Annotated in this window: 24 protein-coding genes and 1 pseudogene; 9 read left to right on the plus strand and 16 right to left on the minus strand. The window is 60.5% G+C overall.

Translation table 11 applies throughout. The features are described from left to right. Nucleotides 1-14 precede the first annotated feature (14 nt). Nucleotides 15-410: a hypothetical protein gene (locus AB4O05_RS13215; RefSeq protein WP_460137125.1), complete on the plus strand. Its 396-nt coding sequence runs from the start codon at nucleotides 15-17 to the stop codon at nucleotides 408-410. A 259-nt stretch (nucleotides 411-669) separates the two neighbouring features. Here the strand turns inward: AB4O05_RS13215 and AB4O05_RS13220 are convergent, their stop codons facing one another. From AB4O05_RS13220 to AB4O05_RS13230, 3 genes are all read right to left on the minus strand, one after another. After that, nucleotides 670-945: a DUF6124 family protein gene (locus tag AB4O05_RS13220; protein WP_460137124.1), complete on the minus strand. Its 276-nt coding sequence runs from the start codon at nucleotides 943-945 to the stop codon at nucleotides 670-672. A gap of 448 nt (nucleotides 946-1393) precedes the next feature. Then, nucleotides 1394-2914 (minus strand): MFS transporter, encoded by a 1521-nt coding sequence (locus AB4O05_RS13225; RefSeq protein WP_460137123.1) that lies wholly within the window; start codon nucleotides 2912-2914, stop codon nucleotides 1394-1396. An 89-nt stretch (nucleotides 2915-3003) separates the two neighbouring features. Continuing rightward, entirely contained in the window at nucleotides 3004-3324 is a 321-nt protein-coding gene (locus tag AB4O05_RS13230) for an FAD-dependent oxidoreductase (protein WP_460137122.1), read from the minus strand. Between the two features lie 389 nt (nucleotides 3325-3713). Between AB4O05_RS13230 and phnN the strand changes: the two genes are divergently transcribed. After that, entirely contained in the window at nucleotides 3714-4286 is a 573-nt protein-coding gene (gene phnN / locus AB4O05_RS13235) for a phosphonate metabolism protein/1,5-bisphosphokinase (PRPP-forming) PhnN (RefSeq protein WP_460137121.1), read from the plus strand. Nucleotides 4287-4378: 92 nt separating this feature from the next. Here the strand turns inward: phnN and AB4O05_RS13240 are convergent, their stop codons facing one another. Further along, entirely contained in the window at nucleotides 4379-5074 is a 696-nt protein-coding gene (locus tag AB4O05_RS13240) for an ArsR/SmtB family transcription factor (protein ID WP_460137120.1), read from the minus strand. A gap of 74 nt (nucleotides 5075-5148) precedes the next feature. Here AB4O05_RS13240 and AB4O05_RS13245 point away from each other — a divergent pair, with 74 nt between their 5' ends. Continuing rightward, nucleotides 5149-6270, plus strand: coding sequence for a cytochrome P450 (locus tag AB4O05_RS13245; RefSeq protein WP_460137119.1), 1122 nt, complete (start codon nucleotides 5149-5151; stop codon nucleotides 6268-6270). Here the strand turns inward: AB4O05_RS13245 and AB4O05_RS13250 are convergent. Further along, nucleotides 6259-7137 carry a LysR family transcriptional regulator gene (locus tag AB4O05_RS13250; RefSeq protein WP_460137118.1) on the minus strand — a complete coding sequence of 293 codons (879 nt, stop codon included), beginning with the start codon at nucleotides 7135-7137 and terminating at the stop codon, nucleotides 6259-6261. The genes AB4O05_RS13245 and AB4O05_RS13250 overlap by 12 nt on opposite strands. 235 nt (nucleotides 7138-7372) lie before the next feature. Here AB4O05_RS13250 and AB4O05_RS13255 point away from each other — a divergent pair. The 3 genes and pseudogenes from AB4O05_RS13255 to AB4O05_RS13265 form a co-directional block, all read left to right on the plus strand. Then, a pseudogene (locus AB4O05_RS13255) lies at nucleotides 7373-7564 on the plus strand (type II toxin-antitoxin system HicB family antitoxin); the annotation flags it as partial. A 305-nt stretch (nucleotides 7565-7869) separates the two neighbouring features. Next, a complete protein-coding gene (locus AB4O05_RS13260) occupies nucleotides 7870-8937 on the plus strand; it encodes a M10 family metallopeptidase C-terminal domain-containing protein (RefSeq protein ID WP_460137117.1) in 1068 nt (355 codons plus the stop codon). Further along, entirely contained in the window at nucleotides 8892-9416 is a 525-nt protein-coding gene (locus AB4O05_RS13265; protein WP_460164889.1) for a M10 family metallopeptidase C-terminal domain-containing protein, read from the plus strand. The genes AB4O05_RS13260 and AB4O05_RS13265 overlap by 46 nt, the downstream gene beginning before the upstream one ends. On the opposite strand, the gene AB4O05_RS13270 is transcribed toward AB4O05_RS13265, so the two are convergent. After that, nucleotides 9392-10588 (minus strand): MFS transporter, encoded by a 1197-nt coding sequence (locus tag AB4O05_RS13270; RefSeq protein WP_460137115.1) that lies wholly within the window; start codon nucleotides 10586-10588, stop codon nucleotides 9392-9394. The genes AB4O05_RS13265 and AB4O05_RS13270 overlap by 25 nt on opposite strands. A gap of 176 nt (nucleotides 10589-10764) precedes the next feature. On the opposite strand from AB4O05_RS13270, the gene AB4O05_RS13275 reads away from it, so the two are divergent. Continuing rightward, nucleotides 10765-11379, plus strand: coding sequence for a DUF5666 domain-containing protein (locus tag AB4O05_RS13275; protein ID WP_460137114.1), 615 nt, complete (start codon nucleotides 10765-10767; stop codon nucleotides 11377-11379). A gap of 67 nt (nucleotides 11380-11446) precedes the next feature. Here the strand turns inward: AB4O05_RS13275 and AB4O05_RS13280 are convergent, their stop codons facing one another. The 6 genes from AB4O05_RS13280 to gcl all read right to left on the minus strand — a co-directional run bounded on the left by AB4O05_RS13280 (nucleotide 11447) and on the right by gcl (nucleotide 18438). Continuing rightward, nucleotides 11447-12451, minus strand: coding sequence for a sulfate ABC transporter substrate-binding protein (locus AB4O05_RS13280; protein ID WP_460137113.1), 1005 nt, complete (start codon nucleotides 12449-12451; stop codon nucleotides 11447-11449). Between the two features lie 96 nt (nucleotides 12452-12547). Beyond that, a complete protein-coding gene (locus AB4O05_RS13285; protein ID WP_460137112.1) occupies nucleotides 12548-13372 on the minus strand; it encodes an ion transporter in 825 nt (274 codons plus the stop codon). 125 nt (nucleotides 13373-13497) lie between these two features. Continuing rightward, nucleotides 13498-14778 (minus strand): glycerate kinase type-2 family protein, encoded by a 1281-nt coding sequence (locus AB4O05_RS13290; RefSeq protein ID WP_460137111.1) that lies wholly within the window; start codon nucleotides 14776-14778, stop codon nucleotides 13498-13500. Between the two features lie 67 nt (nucleotides 14779-14845). Then, the gene (locus AB4O05_RS13295; RefSeq protein ID WP_460137110.1) at nucleotides 14846-15736 is read right to left on the minus strand and encodes a 2-hydroxy-3-oxopropionate reductase; all 891 of its coding nucleotides are present in this window, start codon (nucleotides 15734-15736) and stop codon (nucleotides 14846-14848) included. Nucleotides 15737-15857: 121 nt separating this feature from the next. After that, complete coding sequence (gene hyi, locus AB4O05_RS13300) at nucleotides 15858-16652, minus strand: hydroxypyruvate isomerase (protein ID WP_460137109.1); 795 nt, start codon at nucleotides 16650-16652, stop codon at nucleotides 15858-15860. A gap of 10 nt (nucleotides 16653-16662) precedes the next feature. After that, entirely contained in the window at nucleotides 16663-18438 is a 1776-nt protein-coding gene (gene gcl, locus AB4O05_RS13305) for a glyoxylate carboligase (protein ID WP_460137108.1), read from the minus strand. A 255-nt stretch (nucleotides 18439-18693) separates the two neighbouring features. On the opposite strand from gcl, the gene AB4O05_RS13310 reads away from it, so the two are divergent. Continuing rightward, a complete protein-coding gene (locus tag AB4O05_RS13310) occupies nucleotides 18694-19134 on the plus strand; it encodes a GlcG/HbpS family heme-binding protein (protein WP_460137107.1) in 441 nt (146 codons plus the stop codon). 127 nt (nucleotides 19135-19261) lie between these two features. Here AB4O05_RS13310 and AB4O05_RS13315 read toward each other — a convergent pair whose 3' ends face one another. After that, the gene (locus AB4O05_RS13315) at nucleotides 19262-19720 is read right to left on the minus strand and encodes an REP-associated tyrosine transposase (protein ID WP_460137106.1); all 459 of its coding nucleotides are present in this window, start codon (nucleotides 19718-19720) and stop codon (nucleotides 19262-19264) included. Between the two features lie 188 nt (nucleotides 19721-19908). Beyond that, nucleotides 19909-20514 (minus strand): TetR/AcrR family transcriptional regulator, encoded by a 606-nt coding sequence (locus AB4O05_RS13320; protein ID WP_460137105.1) that lies wholly within the window; start codon nucleotides 20512-20514, stop codon nucleotides 19909-19911. Between the two features lie 134 nt (nucleotides 20515-20648). On the opposite strand from AB4O05_RS13320, the gene AB4O05_RS13325 reads away from it, so the two are divergent. After that, a complete protein-coding gene (locus AB4O05_RS13325; protein ID WP_460164890.1) occupies nucleotides 20649-21563 on the plus strand; it encodes a DUF808 domain-containing protein in 915 nt (304 codons plus the stop codon). Between the two features lie 52 nt (nucleotides 21564-21615). Here AB4O05_RS13325 and AB4O05_RS13330 read toward each other — a convergent pair whose 3' ends face one another. Further along, nucleotides 21616-22404 (minus strand): MlaA family lipoprotein, encoded by a 789-nt coding sequence (locus AB4O05_RS13330; protein WP_460137104.1) that lies wholly within the window; start codon nucleotides 22402-22404, stop codon nucleotides 21616-21618. Next, complete coding sequence (locus AB4O05_RS13335) at nucleotides 22397-23695, minus strand: serine/threonine protein kinase (protein ID WP_460137103.1); 1299 nt, start codon at nucleotides 23693-23695, stop codon at nucleotides 22397-22399. Before AB4O05_RS13335 ends, AB4O05_RS13330 begins: the two co-directional genes overlap by 8 nt. Nucleotides 23696-23839 lie beyond the last annotated feature (144 nt).

The following is a 23839-nucleotide window of genomic DNA, read 5'->3' on the forward strand; positions in this document are numbered from 1 at the left end:
TCGAGGAAACGCCCATGACCGCATTTGCACGTATCACCCTGCTCAGCCTCGTATTAGGCCTGAGTGCCTGTGCGGTCCACCGCCCACCTCCGGCCCCGACGGGCCCGACCATTCCACCCTCGGTCCCGTCGACCCAGCCGAGCACCAAACCGTCCGGCCCGGTGACCCCGCCGCCGAAACCGTTGCCCACCCAATCGCCGACCTTCGCCCCACCGCCCGGCGCCGCCAGCCACTGGGACGGCAAGATGCAGGTCTACGTGCTCGACGATCAGCCCGACACCTTCTACCGCCAGCGCACCTACTACCGCTGGAGCAACGGCTGGAGCCGCTCCATCAGCCCGAATGGCCCATGGGAAGAAACCAATGTGCAGGGCGTTCCGCCGGGCTTGAGCAAGCAATACGCGCGATGACAAAAGGCGACCTTCGGGTCGCCTTTTTCATGCCTGTGAAATCAAGCACTGGAGATCAAATTAACGCCCCTCAGTTAGGGAGGAACACTATAACTGTGGCGAGCGGGCTTGCCCCGCGTTGGGCTGCGCAGCAGCCCCAATAAGAGCGCTGCAGTGTGCCAGGCAGCTCCTGGACTATGTTTTGGGGCCGCTGCGCAGCCCAACGCGGGCGGTGCGACGATTCGACAAACCCGCTCGCCACAGACGATCTCCCCAGCCATCAGGCCACCGGACACTCCCGCTCCAGTGCTTCATCCACCAACAACTGCGCAATCTCCACCATCTGCACCACCGCCAGCACCCGCTTGCGGCTTGCGCCATCCAGGTGCTCGGCACAGTCGTACGCACAGGCCGTCGCCGATTCCAGCATCTCGCTGGCATTGCTCAACGCCGCTTCGGTGCTGAGGCCGGGGCGGACAGTGAAGATGATGTTGGGTGGGGTTTGGGGAGTGTCATCCGAAGGGGATGGCGGGGGATTGGGGGTGACCTTTTTCATACGGTTGCTCCTGGAATTAAGGGAGCCGCCACAATCACTTCCACATGATGGGTGGCGACTGTACGCAGGTGTGGAAGACCGGACTCCAGGACCCCGGCGCACCCTAAGGTGCCCCGCGCACAGCCGCCATAACACTTTATAGCGGGCATGAAAAAAGCGCCCGCTATAGGCTATGGGCGCTTATACGCCTGGAGAGTTCGGGCTTCCACACCCGTTCGCTGATTTTGCAGCGACCCGCGAAGGTTAACGGCGACACTGATCGGACGCAACCCGAAATCTGTGTAGGGCAGGTCCTAACGACGATCCTCATGCAGGGCGTACTGTCGGGGTTGAGCAAGCAGTACGCGCAATGACAAAAGGCGACCCTTGAAGGTCGCCTTTTAGGCCTCGAAACTCAGTCCAGATGTGGGAGGGGCCTTGCTCCCAATGGCAGTGGCTCAGATATACGTTACGAGCTCGCCACCTTAGGTGTATTCAATGTGCGCCTGGCGATGAGGGTTGCCAGCACCGCCAGGCAAAAGGTTGCCCATGCCATTAAGCTTGTCCCGCCTTCAAATGCTCTTGCGGCGCTATGCATGACTTCATTGGCCTGCTCTCCCACCAATGTCGCCGATACGGCGTGGGCACCTGCCAATGTTTCGCTGGCCAGGTGCACTTGCATCGGCGTCAGGAAGTCAGGCAGCTGCAATGAACCGCGGTAGTAGGCAGTGACTAGACCACCTAGCAGGGTGGTACCGAGCACCACCCCCACTTCATAAGCGGTCTCGCTGATGGCTGATGCCGCGCCTGCTTTGGTGGAGGGGGTGGCTGACAGAATCACGTCGTTGGATACTGTGGCTATGGCACCAACCCCAATATTCAGTAACGCAAATGCCACCACTAACACCGTCAGACTGCTGCCAAGACCGGCAACCAGTAAAAAGGCCGCCGCAGTAAAGACCAGCAGAATCGGAATCAGAACATTGACCGACACTCGCTGGGCGATCGGGACGATCAGGATGCCCACTGCAATAGCCATGATCTGACCCGGTATCAGCGCCAGGCTGGCGCTAAGGGGGGACATGCGCAGGACGATCTGCAGGAATTGAGTGGCGAAAAATACAAACCCGATCAGGAAGGCCAAACTCATCAGGTTGATGGTCACTGAACCGCTGAATGTCTTGTTGCGAAACAGGTTCAGGTCCATCAACGGCGTTGGCAGACGCAACTGCCGGCGCACGAATAGCCAGCCGATAATGATAGCAATGGCGAAGGTCGCAAGTGCCAACGCATCCGGACCGTTACTGGCGATGTGCTTGATGCTGTACACCAGCGCGCTGAGAGCCATCATTGATTGAACGGTACTGATGGCATCCATCGGGCCTGACGCATCCCGTTCAGACTCGGGTAACAGCAATGGTCCGAGGACCAATAGAGGTACCAGCACCGGTATTGCCAGCAGAAAAATCGATCCCCAACTGAAGAACTCCAGTAGTACGCCGCCGATCAAGGGCCCGAGTGCTGAACCGACCGTCAAGGTCGTTGCCCAGATAGCCACGGCCAGTCGCCGCTCCTCCCGCACTTCAAAAATTGAGCGTATCAATGCCAGTGTCGAGGGCATCAACATCGCCCCGAAGATCCCCATGCCTGCACGTCCGGCTATCAATTGCGCGGCAGAGCCGGAGTAGGCCGTTATCACGGACACGATGGTGAACCCCAATGAGCCGATCAGCAGCAGTTTCCGATGGCCTTTGCGATCACCCAGGCTCCCCATGGAAATCAGTAATCCCGCCAGTACCAATGAGTAGGCATCAATCATCCACAATTGCTGGCTGGCACTGGGATGTAGCGCTTCAGCGATTTTTGGCAGGGCAAAACCCAATACCGTGTTATCCACGGTTACCAGCAAGACCGGCAGCATCAATATCGCGAGAGCCAACCACCTGCTGGAGTGTGGTTGCCGGGTTGTATTGTCGGCCGTTAATGACATTACCGGCTCCTTATCAAGAAAGTTCATGGGCCATATATTCATGACCGTGCGATAAGCCGTCTCGTCGATTCTTCGAGACGATTTTCAGTTCAGTTCAACAGGGAAAACAGATGCTGGCAGTCCACTGCACCTGAATTCAAGCGTTTGCCCAAGGCCAAACGCTCAGCCCAACTAGGCCAGAGATCTTGCGCCTGACGATCCATATTTAATTTGAGTCGACCATGCTCACTGGCTAAGAGGCCACTGGTGACCTCACCAAAACAGCCATTCATCGCACCAGCTGCCTTGGATGCTGCGTTTGTACGGTCAGTTTCGCCGACTCTGCACACATTCAATCCACGTGAGCTGAGCTCATACGCAATGGAGCCACCAATGGCTCCTGCGCCTACCACAATTACATCGAACTCCATGTTCAAAATCCTTACTTTAACTTTTAGCTATAGAATAAAAAAACCGCTCCCTGTAGGAGCGTGCTGAAACTTTTTATAGTTTGTAAGTTGGTGCGACAATCGGGGATTTGTTTCATGCTGTATCGCGGTTACAAATTTACATATTTGTGGGTTGAGCAAGCAGTACGCGAAATGCAAAAGACGGCCTCCGCACCGCCCCTCTCAAAGTAGAACTTCTCAACCGTCAAGCCACGGGGCACCGCAACCATCTACGGCTGCTGTGGCTCACGCTTTCCGGATAAGGCGGCCACCGCCAGTCTGGCTGCGGAGCAATTGCCGGATATACTCAGCCGGGCCGAGCAAACCGGCAACGTGGGTCGATTGCGTAAACAAGCAAAGAGAGTGTGTTGATGGCAGGCAGGTTGATCTATCTCATCGGGCCATCGGGTTCGGGCAAGGACAGCCTGTTGGATGCCGCACGCCCGCGTTTGGCCGAGCGCGGTTGCCGGATTGTGCGCCGCGTCATCACCCGTTCCGCGGAGGCGGTAGGCGAAGCGGCCCAAGGCGTGAGCCCGGCGCAGTTTGCCGTGATGGAAGCTGAGGGCGCATTTGCCCTGAGTTGGCAGGCCAACGGGTTGTCTTATGGCATTCCCAAGGACATTGACGAGTGGCTGGCGGCGGGGCAGGACGTGCTGGTCAACGGCTCGCGCGCGTATCTGGCGCAGACACGCGAGCGTTATCCGTCGTCGTTGGTGCTGTTACTGACGGTTGATCAGGCGGTGCTGAGACAGCGCTTGACCGCGCGTGGGCGTGAGTCGTTGGCGGATATCGAGGCGCGCCTGGCGCGCAATGCGCGGTTCACCGAGGAACTGATCGCCGCCAATGGCGGCGGGTTGTTCGTGCTGGATAACTCCGGCCCGCTGGAACACACGGTCGAGCGTTTGCTGTGCTGCCTGGATCAGGGGCATTCAGCCTGCGCCTGACGAGACAATCGCATGCAACAAGCGATTTCAGTCAACCACAGAGGCCCCGGTTTGCTGCGCGACAGCGCTACGTCGGCTCCCACATTTGATCGTCATGGCTCACAGATATGGATGCCAAATCGAGCGCTCATTTCTTTGCGGCCCTTGGGCGTCAACCCCAGCGCACGGCTGTCCAGGTCTTGGGTGACCCATTCGCGCCGCAACGCTGTTTGCAAAAACGCCGCACCCAAGGCGCCGGCCAGGTGAGGGCGGCGCATGCTCCAGTCCAGGCAGGCGCAAGCGAAACGCCTACGCTGCGTGCGCATTGCCGCCACATCGACGCCCAGTTCAATCATCGCCTGTTCGCCTTGCATGCTGAGCTGATAGCTGTCGTCGCCCGTCAACCAGCCGCATGCGATGAAATGATCATGCAGCCGTACCGCCAGGCGGCCGGCCATGTGGTCGTAACAGGTGCGCGCAAACTGCAGGCGCGTAGGAGTGTTGGGCACAAATGCGCTGACGCTGCTGCGGCTGATCACCATCAAACCTTCGAGCGCCTGGGCCACGTGCGCGCCAGCGAGACGGTAGTAACGATGACGGCCCTGCGTCTGCAACTTGATCAGGCCCTCATCCTTAAGCCTGCTCAGATGGGCGCTGGCGGTAGAGGCGCTGACCTCGGCGATCACTGCCATTTCAGTGCTGGTACGCGCATGGCCGTCCATCAGCGCGCAGAGCATTTTCGTGCGGGCCGGTTCTGCGACCGCGCCGGCGACCCGCGAAAGCGCAGCATCCTCGTCCTGGGAGGGCATATTTCGTTCCTGAGCGAATTGTGGTTGTGTGAAGGCGTTGATAGTAGCGGTTCTTTTTGAACAGGATGCTCTGAATGACACCGCTTGAAGCTGCCACTCACGCTGACCCCTATGGCTATTACTCGCACCTTAGACTCAGCGCCGGGCTGCTGTTCGATAGGGAACTGCAAGTATGGGTCGCCAGCAGCGCGCAGGACGTCGAAGCGGTGCTCATGCACCCCGATTGCCGCGTGCGGCCGCTGCACGAGCCGGTGCCGCCAGCGATTGCCCAAGGCGCGGCAGGGCAGGTGTTTGCCCGCCTGATGCGCATGAATGAAGAGGCGGCCCATCGGTGCCCGAGAGCGGCGATTGAACCTGCACTGCGCGCTGTGCAGGCGCCCGCTATCGTCGAGACGGTGGAACAGGTCATGGACCGCGTGGATGATCTGGACACGTTGATGTTCAGCCTGCCGGTCTCGGTGGTTGCCTCCCTGCTGGGCTTGCCGACAGAGCAATTGGCCATGGTCGCGAGGCTGACGCGGGAGTTTGTTGCCTGCCTGTCACCGCTGAGCGATGAGGTGCAGTTGCGCCACGCCGATATTGCCGCGTCGCGGTTGAGTACCCTGTTCGCGCAAGTGCTGCAGGACACCAGGCTGTTGGCGCACATCCGCCTTGGGGAGTGGGAGGATACACACGTATTGACCGCCAACCTGATCGGGCTGTTGTCGCAGACCTGCGAAGCGACTGCCGGCCTCATCGGCAATGCGCTGCTGACGCTCGTTCGCCAGCCCGAGCTGATTGAGACGGTCCAGCAAAGACCGGCCCTGTCGATGGCACTGGTGGAGGAAGTGGCGCGCTACGATTCGCCGGTGCAAAACACACGACGGTTCGTGGCCAGGCGATGCACGCTTGGTCATACCGTTCTGGAGGCGGGGGATACCATTCTGGTGTTGCTGGCTTCGGCCAACCGCGACCCTGATGCCAACCCCACGCCCGACAGTTTCATGCTCGAGCGGCCGCAACGGCGAATTTTCAGCTTCGGCGCAGGACACCATCGGTGCCCTGGCCAGCAACTGGCGTTGAGCATTGCCTCGCAGGCCGTTCTGGCGCTGCTGCGCAGGCAGCCAGGCTGGCTGGACAGCATTGCCGGGTGCAGCTATTGGCCGTCGCTCAATAGCCGCATTCCTCGATTCCACAGCGGCGCACTAAGCCAGTAGCCGTTCCACATACTCGACAAACACCCGCGCCTTGGCACTGGCCATCCGGCCCGTGGGGAATACTGCCCATAAGTCACGGGCCGGCAATTGCCAGTCCTCCAGCACAATTTTGACCTCGCCGCTGGCCAGTTCCGGCGCGAACATCCAGGTGGATGACAGGGTCAGGCCCAAATGGCTCAGCACGGCGGCGCGTACGCCTTCGGCGGCGGTGACGCGCACGCGGCCGTGGGCGACGAGGGGGTATTGGGTGTCGCCTTGGGTGAAGTGCCAGTGCGAGCCTTCGCCCCGGGTGTAGATGATCGCCTGGTGTTGCAGCAAATCCGCCGGGGTAACGGGCTCGCCGAAGCGTTCGAAGTAGGTCGGGGTGCCCAGGATGACGCAGGGCGACGCGCCGATCTTGCGCGCTGTGAGGTTTGAATCATTCAGGTTGCCCATGCGCAGGGCGACGTCGATACCTTCTTCCACCAGGTTGAGGTTGCGGTCGTCGAGCACCACCTCCACGTTGACGTCGGGGTATTGCGCCAGAAACGCTCCCAGGTGGGGAATGAGGTGCATGCGAGCGAAGGTGACGGCAGCGCTGATGCGCAGGGTGCCCGACAGCCCGGCGCCCGCACCACGGGCGGCGGCATCGGCCTCGTTGGCTTCATCGATGGCCCGCCTGGCTTTCTCGAAAAACGCCAGACCCGCCTCGGTGGGGGTCAGGCCGCGCGTGGAGCGCATCACCAAGCGTACCGCCAGGCGCGTCTCCAATTGTGCAACGCTTTTGGACACGGCGGGCTGGCCGATCCCCAGGCGTTTGGCGGCGGCGGAGAACGAGCCGGTCTCGATGACGTGCACGAAAGTTTCCATGGCTGCGAGGCGGTCCATCGGGGCTCCTTGGCTCAGCGGGTAAGGGCGTCGAGCAGCGTCGACGGTTCTGGGCGTGGAGTGTAATCCGGGTTGATCTCGGCGTAACGAACGTTGAACTGTGAACATCCGGTAAATAGCCGCCAGTCTGTCTGATCAATTCTGCGCTTGAGTAAAGATAACTCCAGGGTTGCTTTTATTCGGCCGAGCCAAGGAGGCAGAGGTGCAAAGCAGGCTATTGATCAAGGCGCTCGAAGACTATGCCGGGATGGGCTGGGGCATGCTGGAGTTGGACATCTCGCCTTATCTGGGCAAGACCGAGAAGGTCAACGTGACCTTGCCCGGCTATGTCATCCAGCGCATCGACCGATACGTGCGGGAGCACAAGGTCAAAAGCCGCTCGTCATTTCTGGCGGATGCCGCGCTTGAGAAGTTGGTGCGCTCTTGAGGAAGGTTTAATGAATATGTCCTGATCGATAGGGAAATACTGTACTTGAGTAAAAAAAGCTTTTTTAGCTTTTGTTTTTCTCTTGTGAAAACAATCAGGTATTGCCCAAGTCTTTGTGTTGTCGAGTGTTTAAATTGCAAATGAATTCCTGATTGTGCCGCGTCGTATTTCGCGGCATGCAGGTGTTGCGATTAGAACCAAATCGACGTTGGTATCAGAGTTTTCAGCGTGCGAGTTTTACTTCTGGAACGGTTGGCCGATGATCGGTGGCCGGCTCTCTTTATTAAAACTGAAGGTGCCTCACGATGAATAATTATGACCTGCGCGGTGTTAGATCTCTTAATCTCCTGCCGATATCGGACCCGGGTCCGTTTGGTGCGGGCACGGGCAATAAACCCTCTTACACAACGGAACAGGCAGCCAAACAACTCACGCGGGACAACCTGCGTTTTCACGACCGTAATGACGACTCGAAAGTCGATGTGCATTACACGGTCGATAACCGTTTCACTCACCCGCAGCAGCAACGCGTCCGCCAGGCGCTGCAATCCTGGCAGGATGTGGCCAATATCAATTTTCGCGAGCGCTCAGGCGGTTCGGACGGCACGCTCAACATCCGCAACAACCCACGCGGCGAACGGGGCGTCGCCACATTTCCCGGCCGTTCTACTGCCAACACCTCGGCCACTATTGGCACGCTGGGAGAAAGCCGATCCCCGGCATTGGGCAGCCACTTTTCGGTGACTGCCGTTCATGAGATCGGTCACGCCATCGGCCTGCATCATCCGGGAAACTACGGCCGGGGCGATGTCGATTACCGCAGCGGTGCGGCCTATGCCGAGGATACAAAGGCGCGCACGGTGATGAGTTATTGGTCGGAGAAGAATCAGCGGGCTCACGACTTCAAGGGGCAGAATCCGTCCGCGCCGATGATGGACGACATCGCTGCGGCGCAACGCCTGTACGGTGCCAACCATCAAACCCGTAACACCGACACCACGTATGGCTTCAACTCCAATACCGAGCGCGAGGCGTTGAGCCTCAACAACACCACGGACAAACCCGTCTTCTGTGTGTGGGACGGCGGCGGTGTCGACACCCTGGATTTCTCCGGTTTTGCCCAGGACCAGAACATCAACCTGAACGCCGAATCGTTTTCTGACGTCGGCGGGCTGAAGGGCAATGTATCCATTGCCAAGGGCTGCACGATTGAAAACGCGATTGGCGGCTCCGGCCGGGACACTCTGGCGGGGAACGAGGCCGCTAATCGGCTCAAGGGGGTGGAGGGGCCGATACCCTCAGGGGTGGCAGCGGTGCGGACACTTTTGTGTATGACAAGGCCAGTGACTCCACGCCGGACAAGCCTGACATGATTGAGGACTTCACCAGCGGTACCGATAAGATCGACGTGTCGGGAGCCCTGAAGGAAGCGGGGGTACGCGCCCTGGTATTTACAGCTCGCTTCACTGGACGAGCCGGGGAGGCGGTGCTCAAGCATGATGCCAGTACCGGGCGCTCAAGCCTGGCCATTGACCTTAGGGGAACGGGCAACGCGGACCTGTTGATCAGGAGCCAGGGAGAGATCAAGTCAGCCGATGTGCGTTGGGGCGGCCAGGCGCCTGAAGTCCAGCCCGCGCCTGTGCCGACACCTTCACCTTCCCCGACACCGGGTCCCGCTCCGTTGCCGGATAAGACGCTGGAAGACCCCGCCGGCTTGATCCAAATGTTTGCCAGCACCCTGCTAACGGTTTTCTCGCAGTTGCTGAACCTGCTGACATCATCGTCCGGCCAGGCGCCCGCAGGAAAAACCAGACGTGAGCCTATCACTCAAGCGATGGCCACCGAGGCCTGACGCGAGGCACTGATAAACCGCAACAACGCCACCAGCGGGAACGCGCCGCCCACCAGCATCACCCCCAGCCAGCCGCCGTGCTCATACACACTGCTGGCAATCGCCGAGCCGAAGGCGCCGCCGATAAAGATGCTGGTCATGTACAGCGCGTTCAGGCGGCTGCGGCTGTTGGCGTCGAGGGCGTAGATCGCCCGTTGGCCAAGCACCATGTTCATTTGCACGCAGAAGTCCAGCACCACGCCGGTCACCGCCAGGCCGATCACGCTGTACAGCGGGTGCACGAAGGCCGGCAGGAAGCTCAGCGCCGCGAACAGCATCGCCAGCAGCGAAGCGCGGTGGGTGTGGCCGGCATCGGCCAGGCGCCCGGAAATCGGCGCGGCGATGGCGCCAATGGCACCGACGAGGGCGAAGATCGCGATTTGGGTTTGGCTCAGGCCGTGGTTGCGCACCAGCTCCAGCGGGGCGGCGGTCCAGAACAGACTGAAGGTGGCGAACATGCAGCCTTGGTAAAAGGCGCGTTGGCGCAGCAGCGGTTGTGTGCGCAGCAAGGTGCCGAGGGAGCGCAGCAGTTGACCATAGCTGGCCGAGTGATCCGGTTGGCGCTTGGGGATGGTCAGCATCAGTACCACGCTGATAAACGCCATCAATGCGGCGGCGGCCATGAACATCGCCCGCCAGCCGAAATGGTCCGCCACCACGCTGGACACCGGCCGTGCCAGCAGAATGCCCAGCAACAGGCCGCCCATGATGCTGCCCACCACCCGGCCACGGGACTCGGCGGGGGCCAGGTGCGCGGCCAGCGGGATCAGGATCTGCACCGACACCGAACTGAAGCCGATCAGCAACGACACCAGCAGGAACAGGTTCGGCTGTTCGGTGAATGCCGCGCCCAGCAGGCTGGCGATGGCGACCACGGTGGTCAAGAGCATCAGCTTGCGGTTTTCCAGCAGGTCGCCCAACGGCACCAGGAAGAACAGGCCCAGGGCATAGCCGATCTGTGTCAGTGACACGATCAGGCTGGCTATCGCAGGCGTAAGGCCGATGTCTGGCGCGATGAGTTCGATGATTGGTTGGGCGTAGTAGAGGTTGGCAACGATGGCGCCGCAGCAAAACGCAAACAGCATCACCATGCCTCGGGTCATGGTGGTTGTAGCGTGGGAGGTAGCGTTCATGGTGTTCTCATAAAGACGAAGGAAAGTGAGGCGAGCCTAAAGACAACAGCGTAGCCGGGGTAGGCCTCTGGCAGTGATAACACTCATGCCCGGTAATGATGAGTGAATCGTTAACTTTCTGCGCGAAGGGCAATGATACAGTCAGCCCCAACTGCCGAAACAGGAAATCCATTGCGATGAAGATCACGTTGAACAAGATGCTCCTGGCTTCCACCCTGGCCGCCGCGATGGCATTGGGGCTGGCCAATGCTGCCGAGGCGCCGCGCGTCGGTGTGCGCGGCGCCATCACGGCGATCGACGGCGACGCCCTGCACGTCAGGGTCAACAGCGGTGAAGAGGTCACCGTGCACCTTACCAACGCGACTCAGGTGCGCGCCGTCACCCTGGCCCGGATCGATGAAATCAAGCCTGGCAGCTACATCGGCTCGGCTGCCATGCCCAACGCGGAGGGCACCCTGACGGCCCTGGAAGTGCATGTGTTCCCACCGGCCATGGCCGGCACGGGGGACGGGCATCGTGCGTTTGATCTGAAAGAAGGCAGCAGCATGACCAATGGCACCGTTGGCGACCTGGTGGTCAGCAACGGGCGGACGTTGACGGTCAAGTACAAGGGCGGCGAACAGAAGATCGTGGTGCCGCAGGACGTGCCCATCGTCAACCTGGAACCGGGGGATCGCAGCTTGCTCAAGCCGGGGGTGAAGGTGGTGCTATTTGCAGCGCAGGGGGCGGATGGGAAAATCACTGCCCAAGCCATCTCGGCCGGCAAGGATGGCGTGACACCGCCGATGTAACACCAACTACAAAACCAATGTGGGAGGGGGCGAGCCCCCTCCCACATTTTTTATCGCGTTTGTTCAGTTACTGCCCGGTGTAGATCTGGTCGAAAACGCCACCATCATTGAAGTGGGTCTTCTGCACTGTGCGCCAGTCACCAAAGGTCTTCTCCACCGACAGGAAGTCGACCTTAGGGAAGCGGTCGGTGTACTTGGCCAGCACCTCCGGATCACGTGGGCGCAGGTAGTTGTTGGCGGCGATTTCCTGGCCCTGCGGCGACCACAGGTACTTCAGGTAGTCTTCTGCGGCCACGCGGGTGCCTTTCTTCTCGACCACTTTGTCGACCACCGACACCGGCGGCTCGGCTTCGGCGGAGACGCTTGGGTAGACCACTTCGAACTGATCACGGCCGAATTCACGGGCGATCATTTCCGCTTCGTTTTCAAAGGTCACCAGCACGTCGCCGATCTGGTTGGTCATGAAGGTGGTGGTGGCGGCACGGCCGCCGGTGTCCAGCACTGGCGCTTGCTTGAACAGCTTGCCGACAAAAGCCTTGGCCTTCTCTTCATCACCACCGTTCTTCAGCACATAGCCCCAGGCCGACAGGTAGGTGTAGCGGCCGTTACCCGAGGTTTTCGGGTTGGGCACGATCACTTGCACGCCGTCTTTGAGCAGGTCTGGCCAGTCTTTCAGGGCCTTGGGGTTGCCCTTGCGCACGATGAACACGGTGGCGGAGGTGAACGGTGCGCTGTTGTTCGGCAGGCGGGTGACCCAGTTGTCCGGCACCAATTTGCCATTGTCGACCAGGGCGTTGATGTCGGTGGCCATGTTCATGGTGATCACATCCGCCGGCAGGCCGTCGATCACCGAACGCGCTTGTTTGCTGGAACCGCCGAAGGACATCTGCAGGGTCAGCTTGTCGTTCGGATGCTCGGCTTCCCAGTGTTTCTGGAAGGCGGCGTTGTAGTCCTTGTAGAAATCGCGCATCACGTCGTAGGAGACGTTGAGCAGAGTGACCGGGGCAGCTTGCACGGCGCCCGCCAGGGCCAGGCCGGCGGCCAGGAGAGAGGCGCTAACGAGTTTTTTCACTGCTCATTCCTTGTTGTTCGAGAGAAGGGGTAAGGCCATTTGCCAACGACTATAGCCGGGGCGCCATAGTCGTTTAAAGATTAAAAAGTACTTTGCTTATTCCATTTTCTTAAAAAGATTGCTGCCACAGCGCGAACAGAACGCCGCGTTGGGCTCATGGCTGTTCTTCTTGCACACCGGGCAGTCGGTTTGCAGTTGCTCACCGCGCATGGCGCTGGCCAGTTCGGCGGTGAAAATCCCGGTGGGCACGGCGATGATCGAGTAACCGGTGATCATCACCAACGACGAGATCACCTGGCCCAGCGGGGTCTTGGGCACGATATCGCCAAAGCCCACGGTGGTCAGGGTGACGATGGCCCAGTAGATCCCCTTGGGGATGCTGGTAAAGCCATGCTCCGGGCCTTCGATCACGTACATCAAGGTGCCGAACACCGTCACCAGCGTGCACACACTGACCAGGAACACCACGATCTTCTGCTTGCTGCCGCGCAGCGCCGCCATCAGGTAGTTGGCTTGCTTGAGGTATGGGCTGAGCTTGAGCACGCGGAAAATCCGCAGCATCCGAATGATACGGATGATCAGCAGATACTGTGCATCGCTGTAATACAGGGCGAGGATGCCGGGCACGATGGCGAGCAGGTCCACCAGCCCGTAAAAGCTGAAGGCATAGCGCAACGGCTTGGGCGAGCAGTACAGGCGCAAGCCGTACTCAATGGCGAAGATCAGCGTGAAGCCCCATTCAATGTAGGCCAGCACATCCGCGTAGTTCTGGTGCACCTGGTCGATGCTGTCGAGCATCACGATCACCAGGCTGGCGAGGATGATCAACAGCAGGATGCCGTCAAACCGTCGCCCGGCGACGGTATCGCTTTGGAAAACCATGACGTAGAGCCGCTGGCGCCAGTCGTTGTTGCTGTCCATAAATTCCGCCTGAATCGAATATCGAGCAAGCCTAGGGGGATTCGAAGGGGCTGTCCATGCGCGGTTTCTGAAGCCTCCTACGGCTGGCGAGCACCCGCCGGCAGGCGAGGATCTTGACCTTGTTGTCAGGCGTCATGGTTGGCCGCCCCAAGGATCAGAATGGCGCGCAAATCGTTGACGTTGGTACGGGTCGGCTCGGTGATGATCAAACCGTCGAGCGCTGCGAAATAGCCGTAGCCGTTGTTGTTATCCAGCTCATTGCTGGCGCTCAGGCCCAGGGCTTCGGCACGGGCATGGCTGCTTGGGGTCATGATCGCGCCGGCGTTGTCCTCTGAGCCGTCGATGCCGTCGGTGTCACCGGCCAGGGCGTAGACGCCGGGCAGGCCCTTGAGGCTGTCGGTGAGGCTCAGCAGGAACTCGGCATTGCGCCCGCCACGGCCATGGCCACGCACGGTGACAGTGGTCTCCCCCCCGGAGAGGATCACGCACGGCGGCGCCAGCGGCTGGCCGTGCTGCACGATCTGCCGCGCGATACCGGCGTGCACCTTGGCCACCTCGCGCGCTTCGCCTTCCAGGTCGCCGAGGATCAACGGGCTGAAGCCGGCCTGACGCGCTGTGACCGCCACCGCTTCCAGGGATTGCTGCGGGCGCGCGATCAATTGGAAGTGACTGCGGGCGAGTGACGGGTCGCCGGGCTTGACGGTTTCCGAGGCGGGGTTCTGCAACCAGCTGCGCACGGAGGCCGGGGCGTCGATGCCATACCGCTTGAGGATCGCCAGCGCCTGTTGCGAGGTGCTCGGGTCGCCGACAGTGGGGCCTGAGGCAATCACCGTGGCCTGGTCGCCCGGCACATCGGAAATCGCGTAGGTGTACACCGTCGCCGGCCATGCCGCCTTGGCCAGTCGGCCGCCCTTGATCGCCGACAGGTGCTTGCGCACGCAGTTCATCTCGCCAATGGTCGCGCCGGATGTGAGCAGCGCTTTGTTGATGGCCTGCTTGTCGGCCAGGCTGATGCCTTCGGCGGGCAGGGCCAGCAACGCCGAGCCACCGCCGGAGAGCAGGAAGATCACGCGGTCGTCTTCGCTCAGGTTGCTGATCAGTGCCAGCACGCGCTTGGCCACCGCCAGGCCGGCGGCATCGGGGACCGGGTGGGCGGCTTCGACCACCTCGATTTTCTGGCACGGCGCGCCGTGGCCGTAGCGGGTCACCACCAGGCCCGAGACGTCACCCTGCCAGCAGTTTTCCACCACCAGCGCCATGGCGGCCGCCGCCTTGCCTGCGCCGATCACGATCACCCGGCCGCTGCGGTCGGCGGGCAGGTTGGGTTCAAGGACTTGCCGGGGGTGGGCGGCGTCGATGGCTGTGGCAAACAGCTCGCGAAGCAGGTGTTGCGGATCGACCGACATAAGCGGGCTCCCGGGGGATTCTTGTTATCAGGGATGCATCAAGTTTCAAAGGTAGTAGCGGTGTATGTCACTTATCGCGAATCGAAAAGTTCGCCATATGCTCCAGGCCCTTGATCAGCGCCGAGTGGTCCCAGTTACCGCCGCCAATTGCCGTGCAGGTGCTGAACACTTGCTGGGTGCCGGCGGTGTTCGGCAGGTTGATCCCCAGCTCCTTGGCACCGGCCAGTGCCAGGTTCAGATCCTTCTGGTGCAGATTGATACGAAAGCCCGGATCGAAAGTGCCCTTGATCATGCGTTCGCCATGCACTTCCAGGATCTTCGACGAAGCAAAGCCACCCATCAGCGCTTCACGCACCTTGGCCGGGTCGGCGCCGTTTTTTGCGGCGAACAGCAGCGCTTCGGCCACCGCCTGGATATTCAGCGCGACGATGATCTGGTTGGCGACCTTGGCGGTCTGGCCGTCGCCATTGCCACCCACCAACGTGATGTTCTTGCCCATGCTCTGCAACAGCGCCAGGGCGCGTTCGAACGTCTGCGGCTCGCCACCGACCATGATGCTCAAGGTGCCGGCCTTGGCGCCGACTTCACCGCCGGAAACCGGCGCGTCGAGGTACTGCGCGCCGTGCTGGTTGATCTTCGCCGCAAACGCCTTGGTGGCCGTGGGCGAGATCGAACTCATGTCGATCACCACCTTGTTCGGTGACAGGCCGGCGGCCACACCATCGGCGCGGAACAGCACGTCCTCGACCTGTGGGGTGTCGGGCACCATGACGATGATGAACTCGGCTTCCTGGGCCACCTGTTGCGGGGTGGCCAGGGCCACGGCGCCGGCGCTGAGCAGTTCAGCCGGGGCCTTGCCGTGGTGTTCGGAGAGAAACAGTTGGTGACCTGCTTTCTGCAGGTTTGCGGCCATGGGTTGGCCCATGATGCCGGTGCCGATAAATCCGATTTTAGCCATGATGAACATCCTCTTGTTATTGGGTAGTGCGCGGTCTACCAAACACTGCAGATCCAAGGTGCGAGGGAGCTCGCTCCCGATAGCCGTGCATCAGTCGACACACCTGCTCAATGAAAGACAGCTATCGGGAGCGAGCCCCCTCCCACAGGGTGTTGAGCCAGCCAAGACCCGCTTCGGTGGTGGTCAACGGCTTGTACTCACAGCCGACCCAACCCTGGTAGCCAATGCGGTCCAAATGCTCGAACAGGAAGCGGTAGTTGATCTCACCGGTGCCCGGCTCATGGCGCCCAGGGTTGTCGGCCAGTTGAATGTGGTTGATTTCGCCCAGGTGCGTGGCCAGCGTGCGGGCCAGGTCACCTTCCATGATTTGCATGTGATAGATGTCGTATTGCAGGAACAGATTGTCACTGCCCACCTGCTCGCGAATCGACAGGGCCTGGGCGGTGTTGTTCAGGTAGAAGCCAGGGATGTCGCGGGTGTTGATCGCCTCCATCACCAGCTTGATGCCCACCGCTTGCAGCTTGTCGGCGGCGTACTTGAGGTTGGCGACGAAGGTCTGTTCCAGGGTTTCATCGTCAACGCCCTGCGGCCGAATACCCGCCAGGCAGTTGATCTGGGTATTGCCCAGCACCTGGGCGTAGGCGATAGCCAACGTGACCCCGGCACGGAATTCCTCGACCCGGTCCGGATGGCACGCCAGGCCCCGTTCGCCCTTGGCCCAGTCGCCGGCGGGCAGGTTGAACAGCACCTGGGTCAGGCCATGGGCGTCGAGCTGGGCCTTGATTTCAGCCGAGCTGAATTCGTAGGGGAACAGGTACTCGACACCCTGGAAGCCGGCATCGGCAGCGGCTTCGAAGCGAGCGAGAAAATCCTGCTCGGTAAACAGCATGGACAGGTTGGCGGCAAAGCGCGGCATAGGGTTCTCCTTAATCGAGCAGGGATATGGCAGTCGGCGCATCGTTGCCGACCAGGGCCAGGTCTTCGAATTCGTTGACGGCGTTGATCTCGGTGCCCATGGAAATATTGGTCACGCGCTCCAGGATAATCTCAACGATCACCGGCACTTTGAATTCTTCGATCATTGTCTGGGCCTTGCGCAAGGCGGGCTGGATCTGCCCCGGCTCAAACACGCGCAGAGCCTTGCAACCCAAACCCTCGGCGACGGCAACATGGTCCACGCCATAGCCGTTGAGTTCCGGCGCATTGAGGTTGTCGAAAGAAAGCTGCACGCAGTAGTCCATTTCAAACCCGCGCTGGGCCTGGCGGATTAACCCCAGGTAGGAATTGTTCACCACCACGTGGATGTACGGCAGCTTGAATTGCGCGCCCACGGCCAGCTCTTCGATCATGAACTGGAAGTCATAGTCGCCGGACAGTGCCACCACTTTGCGGCTCGGGTCGGCCTTGACCACACCGAGCGCGGCGGGAATGGTCCAGCCCAACGGGCCGGCCTGGCCGCAGTTGATCCAGTGGCGTGGCTTGTACACATGCAGGAACTGCGCGCCGGCAATCTGCGACAGGCCGATGGTGCTGACGTAGCAGGTGTCTTTGCCGAACACCTGGTTCATCTCTTCGTACACCCGTTGCGGCTTGACCGGCACGTTGTCGAAATGGGTCTTGCGCTGCAGGGTGGCTTTGCGCTGCTGGCAGTCATGCAGCCAGGCGCTGCGGTCCTTGAGCTTGCCTGCGGCTTTCCACTCGCGGGCCACTTCGATGAACATCGTCAGCGCGCAGCCGGCGTCGGAAACGATGCCCAGGTCCGGGGTGAATACGCGGCCAATCTGCGTCGGCTCGATGTCGACGTGAATGAACCTGCGCCCCTCGGTGTACACCTCCACCGAACCGGTATGGCGGTTGGCCCAACGGTTACCGATGCCCAGCACCACGTCCGACTTGAGCAGCGTCGCGTTGCCATAACGGTGCGAGGTTTGCAGGCCGACCATGCCCACCATCAGCGGGTGATCGTCGGGGAGGGTGCCCCAGCCCATCAGGGTCGGGATCACCGGAATGCCGGTCAGCTCGGCAAACTCCACCAGCAGGTCGCTGGCGTCGGCATTGATCACACCACCGCCGCTGACCAACAGCGGGCGTTCGGCCTGGTCAAGCAGGGCCAGGGCCTTTTCCACCTGGATGCGTGTCGCCCGTGGTTTGGCCAGCGGCAGTGGCTGGTAGGCGTCAATGTCGAATTCGATCTCGGCCATCTGCACGTCGAATGGCAGGTCGATCAGCACCGGGCCCGGGCGGCCGGAACGCATTTCATAGAAGGCTTTCTGGAAGGCATAGGGCACTTGGCCGGGTTCGAGCACGGTGGTCGCCCACTTGGTCACCGGCTTGACGATGCTGGTGATGTCCACTGCCTGGAAGTCTTCCTTGTGCAGGCGTGCGCGGGGCGCTTGCCCGGTGATGCACAGGATCGGGATCGAGTCGGCCGAGGCGCTGTACAGGCCGGTGACCATGTCGGTGCCCGCCGGGCCCGAGGTGCCGATGCACACGCCGATATTGCCGGCCTTGGTGCGGGTGTAACCCTCGGCCATATGCGAGGCACCTTCAACGTGGCGAGCAAGGACGTGATCAATGCCGCCCACCTTCTGCAGGGCTGAGTACAGCGGGTTGATCGCGGCACCTGGGATGCCGAAGGCGGTGTCCACGCCTTCACGGCGCATGACGAGGACAGCGGCTTCGATTGCTCTCATTTTGCTCATTGTTTTGTGCCTCTTTCGTTTTGTAATTGTATACAAGTTGTATTTTTTCAAAGTGTATTCATGGCGAGCGTCGCAGGTCAATGCATTTTATAAAGTGGCTTTTTCGTTCGTTTGAACGGATTTTTTCGAAGTATGGAGAATGTGTATGAAAATATTGTATACAAAAACTAATATAATTGTGTTCTATTTGTTTGATATGGCATCTGATCCAAGAGACCGCCACCGCTTTCCCAATAACAAAAGAAGGACGGCCCCATGAGCGCTTTAACCTTGAAACTCGCCACTCAACTGGCCAGCCAGGCCCTCAACGCCGGGCGCACCATCGCGGCTGCGCCGCTGACCATTGCCGTGCTCGACAGCGGCGGCCACTTGATCACCCTGCAACGCGAAGACGGTGCCAGTCTGCTGCGCCCGCACATCGCCATCGGCAAGGCCTGGGGCGCGATAGCCCTGGGCAAGGGCTCACGCTTGCTGGCGCTGGATGCGCAGCAGCGACCGGCGTTTATTGCGGCGTTGAACAGCCTGGGGCAGGGCAGCGTCGTGCCGGCGCCGGGTGGGGTGTTGATTCGGGATCAGGCAGGGGCGGTACTGGGGGCGATCGGGATCAGCGGGGATACTTCGGACATTGATGAGCAGTGTGCGATCACGGCGATCGAGGGGGTGGGGCTGCGGGCGGATGCGGGGGTGGCTGCTTGATTCTGTGCTGAGTGGCAGGGCCCCTTCGCGAGCAAGCCCGCTCCCACCTTCGACCTTGTTTACCTGTCGAACACCGGTCAAATGTGGGAGCGGGCTTGCTCGCGAAAGAGGCACCACGGTCTTGGCTCTATACCCAAACCGCATCCCACAACGGATAGTCGCCGATCCGCTTAACCAGTCCTGCCCTGAGTGGATTGGTCACTACATACCTGGCCATCTTCACCAGATCGTCCTCCTTGCGCAGCGTCCGGTCATGAAAGCTGGTTTGCCACAATCGGCCTCTGCGGCCTGTAATACCGTTTACGCTACGAGTGCTCTTGGATTTCACTTGGCACATCAAGTCGCCCAGCGAACCTTTTTGCAATTCGACCAACCAATGAAAATGGTCGGGCATGATGACCCATGCCAGGGAGTTCGCCAGCCCTTGATACTGGGCGAGTCTCAATTGCCAGACCACCAAGCGCCCCAAGTGGAAGTCACTGAATATCGGCACCCGCTCGTGGGTGTTGGTTGTGATCAGGTAAATGCGGCTCGGCTCGCTGTATCTTCCGATTCGCAGGCGATGTGAAGCGGCGGGTTCAGGCATTCCTTGGCCTCTCTGCAGGGGATGTTCTGAGAGGCTAGATCTGGGGGGCAGGGACTGATCGGCAGGCTTTTGGCAGGATGTGTCTGGGAGGGCAATTTCGCGAGCAAGCCCGCTCCCACATTGGATCTGCGGTGTTTATACATTGTGTGTCTGGCGCTTGCTCGCCAATTGCACTGGCGCCCGGTCTATCAGTCCGGCTCACACCCCTTGAGCACCAACCGGATAATCGTCTGCGCCGCCGCTTCATAATCGGCTTCATCCAGCTTGGCTTTACCCGTCACCGCCGAGATCTGCCAGTCGAAATCGGCATACGTCTGGGTCGCTGCCCAGATGCTGAACATCAGGTGATTGGGATCAATGGCGGCAATCAGGCCGCGGTCCACCCAGCTCTGGATGCAATCGATGTTGTGCCTGGCCTGGGCGTTGAGCTGTTCGACCTGCTCGGCGCTCAAGTGCGGGGCGCCGTGCATGATTTCGCTGGCGAAGACCTTGGAGGCGAACGGCAGGTCGCGAGAGATGCGGATTTTCGAGCGGATGTAGTTGCTCAGCACCGCCGCAGGTTCGCCCTCGGGGTTGAACGGCGTGGAAGCGGCCAGGATCGGCTCGATAATGCTTTCGAGCACCTCCCGGTAGAGGTTGTCCTTGGACTTGAAGTAGTAATAGACGTTGGGCTTGGGCAGCCCGGCCTTGGCGGCGATGTCGCTGGTTTTGGTCGCGGCGAAGCCCTTGTCGGCAAACTCCTCGCTGGCCGCCCGCAGGATTTTTTCTTTGTTGCGCTCGCGAATGCTGCTCATAAACCAGGAACTTCCTTGCCAAGACCGGCGGTGGCGCATGGTAGCACCGGCTATCCGCGAGCCTCAACAATGTGCCCGTAAAGCGTTACACCGCGTTATGCTCGCGCCATCTCTCTCTTACGGATGCCCGATTCATGGCAGGAAGCAGCTTGTTGGTATTGATCGACGATATCGCCGCGGTACTCGATGACGTCGCCCTGATGACAAAAGTGGCCGCGAAGAAAACCTCCGGCGTGCTGGGCGATGACCTGGCGCTCAATGCCCAGCAAGTCTCCGGTGTGCGCGCCGAGCGGGAAATTCCCGTGGTGTGGGCGGTGGCCAAGGGCTCATTCGTCAATAAGCTGATCCTGGTGCCAACGGCACTGTTGATCAGCGCCTTCGCCCCTTGGGCGGTGACACCGCTGTTGATGCTCGGTGGCGCTTATCTGTGCTTCGAGGGCTTTGAAAAGCTCGCGCACAAATTCCTGCACAGCAAGGCCGAAGACCAGGCCGAACATGCGCACTTGGTCGAAGCCGTGGCCGACCCGGCGACCGATCTGGTGGCGTTCGAAAAGGACAAGATCAAAGGCGCGATCCGCACCGACTTCATCCTCTCGGCGGAAATCATCGCCATTACCCTCGGGATCGTGGCCGATGCGCAACTGATGCAGCAGGTGATCGTGCTGTCGGGTATCGCCATTGTCATGACGGCGGGCGTTTATGGGCTGGTGGCCGGTATCGTCAAGCTGGATGACCTGGGCCTGTGGCTCACGCAAAAGCCGGGTCAGGTGGCGCGCAGTATCGGCGGCGGCATCTTGCGCGCGGCGCCGTACATGATGAAGAGTCTGTCGGTGATCGGCACGGCAGCGATGTTCATGGTGGGTGGTGGCATCCTCACTCACGGCGTACCGGTGGTGCATCACTGGATTGAATCAGTGAGCCAAAGCGCAGGTGCGATGGCGTGGTTGATGCCGACCTTGCTCAATGCGGTGGCGGGGATTATTGCGGGGGGCGTTGTGCTGGCGGTGGTCAGTGTCGTTGGCAAGGTTTGGAAACACCTGCGGGCCTGAAACCGCAGGCACAAAAAAAGGCCATTCAAATGGCCTTTTTTGTGGGCGTCGTTTACTCGGCAATCTGCAACTTGCGCGATTCGGTATAGATATACCGCACCTTCTCATACTCGAACGGCGAGTTCATCTGACCGTAGCGGAAGCTGGTCTGGTAGCGCTTGTCGACCGCGCGCAAGGCCCAGATTTCCGGGTGGTTGGAGCTGACTTCGGAGACGTTCAGGAAGTTGATCTGGGATTCGGCGGTGTAGTCCACCACCAAGCCGGTGGTGTCACGCAGGTTCGATGGGCCGAAGACCGGCAGCACCAGATAGGCGCCGCCGGGTACGCCATAGAAGCCCAGGGTCTGGCCGAAGTCCTCGCTCTGGCGCGGCAGGCCCATCGCGGTGGCCGGGTCCCACAGGCCGGCGATGCCGATGGTGGTGTTGACCAGCAGGCGACCGGTGGTTTCCAGGGAGCGGTGGCCCTTGAGCTGCAGCAGGCTGTTCAACAGGTTGGGCACATCCCCCAGGTTGTTGAAGAAGTTGCTCACGCCAGTACGCAGGAAGCTTGGAGTGACGTAGGTGTAGCCGTTGACCACCGGCAGGAACACCCATTGGTCGAAGCGATAGTTGAAGTGGTATACGCGGCGGTTCCACGACTCCAGCGGGTCGTAGACGTTGAGTGCGGTCAGCGACGAACGCTCGAACTCGCGCTGGTCCAGGCCCGGGTTGAACTTGAGTTTGCTCAACGGCTCCTTGAAGCCATCGGCGTCGACCGTGTTCGGCCCGTGGGCCTTGCTGTTGTCGGCATTGGCCACGCCGGCGCACATCAGGGCGGCGAGCAGCAGAAGATATTTAGCCACGGAAGAACTCCAGCATGGCGTCGGCGTTGACGCGGTAATTGAGGTTGCCGCAATGGCCGCCCAGTGGGTAGACCGTCAGGCGGTCGCCGAAGGTTTTACGCAGGAAGCCGAGGTCGCCAGGGCCGAGGATGACGTCATCGGCATTGTGCATGACGGCAATCTTCGGGCTCGTGTGCAGGTAGTCCTTGAGGGCGTACAGGCTGACCTGGTCGACCAGTTGCAACAGGCTGCCGCCGTCGGTACGGGCGCGCCACATCGGGATCACCTGCTCGGTGAGGTAGCAGTCGAAGTCGCATTGCAGGGCACGCTTGAGGAACGGCGTGAGGCTGGTACCTTCGGTAATCGGGTACTTCGGCGGAATGATCAGGCCGCGGCGGTTGATCAGGTCCGAGGTGAAGGCGATGTCGGCCGCCGAGAAGCGGAACGAGGTGCCGATCAGCATGGCCATCTGTTCGTTGGTCAGGTGCTGCTTGGAGTTCTGGAAGTCGTAGAGCAGGGCGTCGTTGAGGTCGATGTAGCCCTTTTGCTGGAAGTAGCGAGTCAGCTTGTTCAACACCAGCTCATAAAAGGTGGTGGTGTTGTTGATGCCCTTGACCTCGGTCTGTACCAGCTTGTCGAGGTTGGTGATCGAGGTGTAGAGGTTGACTGGCGGGTTGAGCAGCAACACTTTCTTGAAGTTGAAGCTGCGGCGGGTTTCGTCGAGCTTGCTCACAAACGCCGCATCCAGCGCGCCAAGGCTGTAGCCGGTGAGGTAGAAGTCAGTCACCGGCAGCGAGGCGTTCTGCGCGCGCACGGCTTGCATCACGCGGTACATGTCTTCGGCGTCTTCCTGGGTGATACCCGGGGTGGCGAAGCGCGAGGCGGCGCTGATGAAGTCGAAGCTGGTGGGCGACGACAGTTGCACCACGTGGTAGCCGGCCTTGTAGTAGAGCTTTTTCAGGTATTCGTTGATGCTGCTGTCAAACCGCGCACCGGTGCCGGCGATCAGAAAGATCAGTGGCGCGGCGCGATCCTGCTTGGCGATGCGGTAGGTGAGTTTCTTCACCGCCCAGAAGTTGTCCGGCAGGCTGAACTCGCGCTCGGGGCGCATGTTCAGCGTGTAATCGGATTGGTTGATCTCGTCATTGGTCGGCAAGGTCGGCCGAAGGTCGGGCGGAGTGGTGGCGATGGTCGCTTCGAACGGGTTGGTCAAAGGGTAGCCATAGCTGGCCTGGTCAATATCGACCGCCAGTGCTGACGCACTCAAAAAAAGGCTGCCCAGTAAGGCAGCACAGCGCAAGGAACGGAGCATGACTTAATCCCTAAGAGGAAACGTGCTTAATGAAGTTCGCAGGCTATGACCACCGCGTTGCCACCGAAGTGCCAGCTCTCGGCACGAAAAGTCGGAAAAAAACGTCGGAATCGGGGTAATAGTCGCCAGACGATACACTTTGCC

The sequence above is a fragment of the Pseudomonas sp. S1_G07 genome, assembly GCF_054668565.1.